3 protein-coding genes are annotated in these 3,261 nt (G+C 71.6%); 2 read left to right on the top strand and 1 reads right to left on the bottom strand.

Going from position 1 to position 3,261, the window contains the following annotated elements; all coding sequences use genetic code 11:
• On the top strand, positions 1–349 hold a 349-nt coding region (locus tag ACFW2E_RS02290), incomplete at its 5' end, for a hypothetical protein (protein WP_384460032.1).
• Between the two features lie 397 nt (positions 350–746).
• On the opposite strand, the gene ACFW2E_RS02285 is transcribed toward ACFW2E_RS02290, so the two are convergent.
• The gene (locus ACFW2E_RS02285) at positions 747–2,138 is read right to left on the bottom strand and encodes a cystathionine beta-synthase (protein WP_384460030.1); all 1,392 of its coding nucleotides are present in this window, start codon (positions 2,136–2,138) and stop codon (positions 747–749) included.
• Between the two features lie 148 nt (positions 2,139–2,286).
• Here ACFW2E_RS02285 and ACFW2E_RS02280 point away from each other — a divergent pair.
• On the top strand, positions 2,287–3,261 hold a 975-nt coding region (locus ACFW2E_RS02280), incomplete at its 3' end, for an SGNH/GDSL hydrolase family protein (protein WP_384460027.1).

Genomic DNA, 3,261 nt, shown 5'->3' with positions numbered 1-3,261 from the left:
TTCGGCGCGGGCGGTGGTTCTACATTTCGTGGTGATGGGCCACACGCGTATCGACTCCGCGGTCGAACGCCGGCTGCGCAGGCAGCTCGCCGAACAGCAGATGCAGTTCGCCCGCGGCACCCGGTCCCCCCGGGGCGGCGACTCCTGGGGCGAGCGGTTCGGCTTCGCCATCGTCTCGCTGGTGCTGGCGATCCCGCTGTCCGCGATCGGCGGCGCCCTCGGGCATCTGCCGGGCCTCTTCGCCGCCTGGATCGGCATCGTCGGCGTCAACGCGGTCCAGGCCGTACGCCTCAACCCCGAGCTCTTCGCGGGACGGCAGCGCCGGTCGGACCGGTCGTCCGATCTGTAGAAGAGGACCGGGACGGCCGGGAGAACCCGGAGGACGGGAAAGGCCGGGAGGACCCGGAGGACCGGGCGGAAGAGATGTGCGCGGGGACCGCCGCACCCCCGTTGCCGGGGGGCGGGACGACGGCGGTCCCCGCGAGGGACGCGGGCCGGGTCAGGCCGGGCTTGCGCGTCCTAGGCGTCCATGGAGGTCCGGGAGCCGCTCCGGAGGTCCTAGGCGCCGTTCGGCGCCGGCCTGGGCGGGGAGCCGCTCCCGCCCTGCCGACACCCCCTAATGTGCCGGACCCGTGTTAAGCGGGTGCTGCGCGCACGTGACACGCTCGTACCACTTCCGCGAAGTCCCCGACTCCGGCGGGACACCGCAAATCCGGTGCGGTCACGGGCAGTTCACCGGACGTTCGCTACTGCTTTCCGCCCTTGGCGAGGAAGGCCAGCAGGTCCTGGCGGCTGACCACGCCGGTCGGCTTGCCCTCGACGAGGACGATCGCGGCGTCCGCCGAACCGAGCACGGACATCAGGTCCCCGACCGGCTCGCCGGAACCGACCTGCGGCAGCGGGGCGCACATGTGCTTCTCCAGCGGGTCGTCGAGCGAGGCCCGCTTGTTGAACAGGGCGTCGAGCAGCTCCCGCTCCACGACCGAGCCGACGACCTCGGCCGCCATCACGTCCGGGTGTCCGGCGCCCGGCTTCACGACCGGCATCTGCGAGACGCCGTACTCGCGCAGCACCTCGATGGCCTGGCCGACGGTCTCCTCGGGGTGCATGTGGACGAGGGACGGGATGGAGCCGCCCGCCTTGTCGTTCAGGACGTCGGCGACGCGGGCGCTGGGGCCCTCGTCCTCCAGGAAGCCGTAGTCGGCCATCCACTCGTCGTTGAAGATCTTGCTGAGGTAGCCACGGCCGCTGTCGGGGAGGAGGACGACGACGACGTCGTCCGGGCCCAGCCGCTCGGCGACGCGCAGAGCGGCGACGACGGCCATGCCGCAGGAGCCGCCGACAAGGAGCCCCTCCTCCTTGGCGAGCCTGCGGGTCATCTGGAAGGAGTCCTTGTCGGACACGGCGACGATCTCGTCCGCGACGGTCCGGTCGTACGCCGTCGGCCAGAAGTCCTCACCGACGCCCTCGACCAGGTACGGCCGCCCGGAGCCGCCGGAGTACACGGAGCCCTCGGGGTCGGCGCCGACGACCTTCACCCGGCCGTCGCTGACATCCTTCAGATAGCGGCCGGTGCCGGAGATGGTGCCGCCGGTGCCCACGCCCGCCACGAAGTGGGTGATCTTCCCCTCCGTCTGCTCCCACAGCTCGGGGCCGGTCGAGTGATAGTGGGAAAGGGGGTTGTTGGGGTTGGAGTACTGGTCGGGCTTCCATGCGCCGGGAGTCTCGCGCACCAGCCGGTCCGACACGTTGTAGTACGAGTCCGGGTGCTCGGGGGCCACGGCGGTCGGGCAGACGACGACCTCGGCGCCGTAGGCACGCAGCACGTTGATCTTGTCGGTGCTCACCTTGTCGGGGCACACGAAGATGCACTTGTAGCCCTTCTGCTGGGCCACGATGGCAAGACCGACACCCGTGTTTCCACTGGTCGGCTCCACGATCGTGCCGCCCGGCTTGAGCTCCCCGCTCTGCTCGGCGGCCTCGATCATGCGCAGGGCGATGCGGTCCTTCACGGAGCCGCCCGGGTTGAAGTACTCCACCTTGGCCAGGACGGTGGCCTGGATGCCCTTGGTCACGCTGTTGAGCTTCACCAGCGGGGTGTTGCCGACGAGGCTGATCATCGAGTCGTGGAATCGCACCGTTGTCTCCGGTCGCTTTCAAAAATCTGGTCGTGATTGTCCAGCCAGCCTACGGCCAGGGATGTGCGTTCACTCCCCGTTGAGATTGGCCGACGGTCGGTACGGGGCAATGAGTGGATGTACGGCTACGAGGAGGTGGCGGCGACGTATGACGAGCATGTCGAGGGCGAGGGTGGCCCGGCGGATCGCGGCCGGTGCGGCGTACGGCGGCGGCGGGGTCGGGCTGGTCGGCGCGGCGGCCGTCGGTCTGGTGCTGGCCGAGGTGCGGATGGCCCGGATCCGGGTGGGCAACGGCACCGACAAGCACGTCCCCGTGGCGGACGGTCTGTACGGCCACGCCTACGACACCCCGGGTGAACCGCCCCTCCGTCTGACCATCCTCGGCGACTCCACGGCGGCGGGCCAGGGCGTGCACCGGGCGGGCCAGACGCCGGGCGCGCTGCTGGCCTCGGGGCTGGCCGCGGTAGCGGAACGCCCCGTGCACCTCCACAACGTCGCCCTTCCCGGGGCCCAGTCGGACGACCTCGACCGGCAGGTGGCCCTGGTCCTGTCGTCCCCCTTCCCCGTCCCCGACATCTGCGTGATCATGATCGGCGCGAACGACGTGACGCACCGGATGCCGCCCACGCGCTCGGTCCGTCACCTGTCGGCGGCGGTACGCCGGCTGCGCACGGCCGGTGCCGAGGTCGTCGTCGGCACCTGTCCCGACCTGGGCACGATCGAACCGGTCCAGCAGCCGCTGCGCTGGCTGGCCCGCCGGGCCTCGCGGCAGTTGGCGGCGGCCCAGACGATCGGCGTGGTGGAGCAGGGGGGCCGCACGGTGTCCCTGGGCGATCTGCTGGGTCCGGAGTTCGAGGCGAATCCGCGCGAACTGTTCGGCCCCGACAACTACCACCCCTCCGCGGAGGGCTACGCCACGGCGGCCATGGCGGTCCTGCCGACCGTCTGCGCGGCCCTGGGCCTGTGGCCCGCGGAGGAGGAGCGGCCGGACGTCTCGCGGCGGGAGGGCTTCCTGCCGGTGGCGAGGGCCGCAGCGGAGGCCGCGTCCGAGGCGGGCACCGAGGTCACGGCGGCGATGCCGACCGGGCCGCGCGGACCCTGGGCCCTTCTCACGCGCCGCAGG

The organism is Streptomyces sp. NPDC058964 (assembly GCF_042741275.1).
Lineage (GTDB): Bacteria > Actinomycetota > Actinomycetes > Streptomycetales > Streptomycetaceae > Streptomyces.
The sequence above is the reverse complement of the archived record's forward strand: the minus strand, read 5'-3'. Positions and strand labels throughout refer to the sequence as shown.